This window comes from Nonomuraea zeae (assembly GCF_005889725.1).
In the GTDB taxonomy this organism is placed as follows: Bacteria; Actinomycetota; Actinomycetes; order Streptosporangiales; family Streptosporangiaceae; genus Nonomuraea; species Nonomuraea zeae.
In genome coordinates, this window is the sequence record NZ_VCKX01000529.1 from 1 (window position 1) to 4,149 (window position 4,149).

Consider the following 4,149-nt stretch of genomic DNA (forward strand, 5'->3'; position numbering starts at 1 on the left):
CGGGGGTGATGGCGCGGACGTTGGCGAATCGTGGCCCGGTCCTGGCAGTCTCGGTGAGATGAACATCACTCTGGTACGAGGCGACATCACCGAGCAGCGGGCGGACGCCATCGTGAACGCCGCCAACCCCTCGCGGATGGGCGGCGGGGGCGGGGACGGCGGGGACGAGCGCCGTGGCGGCGGCCGGAGCCGCCGGGAGGAGCGCGGCGAGCAGGGCCGCCACGCCCGCCAGTTTCATGATCCGATGTGGGCGCATGTCAACTCCCGATCAGCCGGTAGGCGCGGATGTTGGTCTGGGTGACGGTGCTGCCGCCCGCGTCGTGCGCCTTGACGCGCAGCGACACCCAGCGGACCGCCTCCGCGTAGTCCGGGTGCGTGATCGGCGCGGCGAACGTGCCGTCCGCCTTCCGCGTGGCCGCCTGCGGCTCCGACCAGGTCTCGCCGCCGTCGTAGGACACCTCGACCGTGGCCGCCACGCCGGCGGGCGCGGCCTGGTGCTGCTGGGACGACACCCGGAAGCCCACGTCGAACGGCTGTCCGGCCGCGGCCCGCGACTCGTGGTCCAGCGCCAGGTCCCAGTGCACGAACAGCAGGGGCAGGAACGAGCACGGCAGCGACGGGTCCGCGCACTGCACGTCCTTGGGCAGGTTCGCCGCGGCGTCCTGCGGCCCCGAGCGGAACGTCCACTCCGTGGTGCCCTTCGCGTCAGGAGTCGCCTCCTGGGTCGTGGTCCACGTCAGCCGGTAGTCCGCAGGACGGGGCAGCAGGGGCAGCGACTCCGGCTCGGGGGCGTAGTCGAAGATGACTCCCGTGCCGAAGGCCGGCTTGCCGTCCCGGTAGAACGCCAGCTTGGAGGACTGCCAGCCGGGCTCGGCGAAGTGCAGCGGGTCGGAGTCGCCGGAGGGCAGGAGGTAGACCATGCCCAGGTTCCCCTGCCGGCAGGCGGCGCACACCTGCGCCATCGGGGCGTCGATCTGGGTGTTCGGGGTCCCGTTGATGCCGTGCTGCGGCCGCTGGACGTAGGTCGCCGCGGCCGAGGGCACCTCCGGCCCGCGGTTCCAGACCTCCCTGATCACCTGCCCCGGCCGGATCTGCCGGCGCGGGCCGTGGAGCCGGTCGCCGCGGTCGGGGCCCACGGCGCTCTGCCAGATCACCTGGTCGGGCCGGCTGCTGTAGAGGTAGTCGGTGCGCTCGCCGGCGGCCGGGTTGCCGCCGTAGCCGAAGTCGGTCCATCCCCAGGGCAGGAACGCGTAGCTGAGCCGGTTGAGCGGGCCTGGCGATGGCTCGTCCGACGGCTCGTCGGTCAGGGACGAGTGCACCGTGGTCAGGTCCGACGCCTTGATCGTGTGCGTCATCGAGGCCGGCACCGCGCCGCCGTACGGGAACAGCAACTCGTAGGTGGAGCCCATTTCCGGGCCGGAGACCTCCCCCTCGACCAGCGACGTCATCCCCAGGAAGTCGAACCGGCCGGTGGTGACCGGCTGCGTGGGGGTGGCGGAGATGCCGGGGTTGCCGTTCATGTGGTACGAGATCGTCCGCCACAGGAGGCCCCACGGCAGGTCGGCCGGCGCCACGCCGGTCTGGTCGCCCGCGGCGCTGGTGCGCACGAAGGTGAACGCGTCGAGCCGCTGCAGGTCCTTCTGCGGCGGAGTCTCCAGATTCACCTGGTACGGCACCGCGCCGCGGGCGTCCAGGACGACCGTCGTGGCGGCGCTGACGCGCACCTCGGGCTTGGACACCAGCGCCATCTGCGTGCTGAGGTCGCTGTCCGGGCCGGCGAAGACGCCGGCCATGATGCTGTAGGTGCCCTCGGGCACCATGAACGACTTCCTGCCCTCCCCGGGGAAGGCGAAGGCGGCGGGGAAACTGGCCAGCTTCCCGTCGGTGACGTTGCTCACCGCCCCGAACATCACTCCCGGCTTGCCGTCACGGCCGATGGCGTCGACGGTCAGCCGGTGGAAGCGCACTCCCGAGGCCGCCGCCTTGGCGCTCGCCCCCGTCGGCACGGCGGGCGGCTCGGGCGCGCCCTTGGGCACCGCGAGCTCGATCCGCTCCACCCCCGGCAGGGTGCCGGTCGCGCCCGATCCGGCGCCGCGCCACTGCCTGGCCAGCAGCCGGCCCAGGCGGCCCGCGTCCTTCTTGGTCACTTTCGCCCTGGCGACCCCGTCGGCCGTGGCCGAGACGCTGGTCGCGGGCAGCCCTTCCGCCTTCGCCCCGGTGGCCCGCACCTTCACCGGCAGGGTCTTGCTGTGCTCGTCGTCCAGCTTGGCCCGTACCAGGTAGCTGACGTTGAACAGGCGCATGTCGATCGTCCTGCCGAGGTACGGGACCGCCTCCGAGGGGACCACGTACGTGTCGGGGCCGAGGTTGAGCTGGGAGAACGTGCCGCCGGCGGTGTCGCGCGCGTCCGGGAGCAGGTTCACCCGCTGGGTGCCGTCCTCCGCCGTCTCGACCCGGAACCGGTCGCCGGTCAGCAGCGTCACCGTGGACGTGGTCGTCTTGCCGGGAAGCGCCTGTCCCGTGGCGGCGGCGCTCTGGGGCGAACCGGCCGGGACGGGGGCCGGAGTAGCGGCGGGAGCGGGAGCGGCGGCTGCCGCGGCCTCGGCGGAGCCCGCCGTGCCGCCTCCCGCGATCACCGTCAGCGCCAGCGCCAGCGCGGCGCCCGCCGCGGTCGTCCGAGCCGGGCGATCTCGAAGGAGGATGCCTAAGGGGTCGAGCCTCATGGATTCTCAGCTTTCTGTTCCATGCCCGCCCGTCAGGGGACGCCCGGGCACGCGAACGAGGGGGTGCGCGGGGTTACAGCGGTTCGTGCTCGGCTACGGGCGGCACGTCCTCCAGGGAAGGCTCCTCAGGCGCTTCAGCTGGGACTTCCTGCTCTTGCTGATCGTCTTTCACGAAGATCAGGATCGGCCCGGCGCGGTCACCGCCGCGAGTCGGCAAAACACCCAATTAATGGCGCGGCACCCCCGGCCGCGCTATGTCGGTTCCCGGCCGGGGTGATCCGCCGCGGAGGTGACGGCCATGACCAGCGCGGTGCGCGAAGCCACGCCGGCCTTGCGCATGGCCGTGCTCAGATGGCGTTCCACCGTCCGCGGGGACAGCTGCAGGCTCTCCGCGATCCGCTTGTTGGTCCAGCCGCGGGCGAGCAGGTCCACGATCTCCGCCTCGCGGGGTGACAGCTGGTCGCCGTACCCCTTGCGGCCGCCGCGCCACGGGCGGGCGACCTCCACGCCGTAGCCGCGCAGCAGGCGGGCCACGCGGTCGGCGTCCCAGCGGGCGCCGAGGTCCTGCAGCCGCCGCTGCGCGTCCGACAGCACCGCCAGCCCGCGCGCGCCCGCCCCCGTGCCGAGCAGGAACCGCCCCTGCCGTTCCAGGGTCAGGAGCTCGTCGTACGGCCGCGGCAGGGCCGCCCATGCCCGCGCGGCCTCGGTGAAGAGCGCCTCGGCGTCCCGGCCTTCCGCGCAGGCGACGATCGCTTGCGACGTGGCGAGCGACGCGGCGGGAGCCGGAGCGCCACGGCCGGCCAGGCCGCCGGCGAAGGCGGTGACGAGCTCGCCGGCCTCGCCCGTCCGCCCGGCGGCGATCAGGGCGTCCACGTGGACCGGCACGACCTCGGTGGCCCACAGCCAGACGTCCTTGCGGACGATCATGCTCATGATCGGCTCGGTGAGTTCGAGCGCGCCCAGGTGGTCTCCCTCCGACAGGGCCATCCTGGCCAGGGCGGCGTTGGGCGACGCGAACGGGTCCGCGTCGCCGCGCGGCCCGTTGGCCGCCAGCACCAGGCGGAGCCGGTGCTCGGCCCGCTGCCGCGCTCCCGACGCGAGATCGAGCTGTCCCTGCACGACCCTGGCCTCCAAGCGGGTGGTCGCGTCGGCCGACTCCGAGGTGGCCAGGTCGTCCAGGGTCTCGTCCAGGCCGCGCCAGTCGGCGGTGTGCCAGGCCAGCCGCGCCTGGCCGATCCGCACGACGTCGGCGACCCGCCAGTAACCGGTGTCCTTCACCATGGCGCCCATGGCGGCCAGTCCCCTGCCGGCCTCCCCGAAGCGTCCCCAGAGCAGGGCCGCCTGGGCCACGATCAGGCGGGCCCGGATGATCCCCCGGCGCTCCAGCCTGTCCCTTATACACATCTCCGAGCCCACGCGACCCTAA

At 73.4% G+C, this 4,149-nt stretch carries 3 protein-coding genes; all 3 read right to left on the reverse strand.

Annotated features, from left to right (window positions below; all coding sequences use genetic code 11):
• A partial coding sequence (locus tag ETD85_RS67815) for a hypothetical protein (RefSeq protein ID WP_206059611.1) occupies positions 1-238 on the reverse strand: 238 nt, incomplete at its 3' end.
• 19 nt (positions 239-257) lie between these two features.
• The gene (locus ETD85_RS60525) at positions 258-2,723 is read right to left on the reverse strand and encodes a hypothetical protein (RefSeq protein WP_138698806.1); all 2,466 of its coding nucleotides are present in this window, start codon (positions 2,721-2,723) and stop codon (positions 258-260) included.
• A gap of 252 nt (positions 2,724-2,975) precedes the next feature.
• Positions 2,976-4,139 carry a helix-turn-helix transcriptional regulator gene (locus tag ETD85_RS60530; protein WP_138698807.1) on the reverse strand — a complete coding sequence of 388 codons (1,164 nt, stop codon included), beginning with the start codon at positions 4,137-4,139 and terminating at the stop codon, positions 2,976-2,978.
• Between the last annotated feature and the right edge of the window lie 10 nt (positions 4,140-4,149).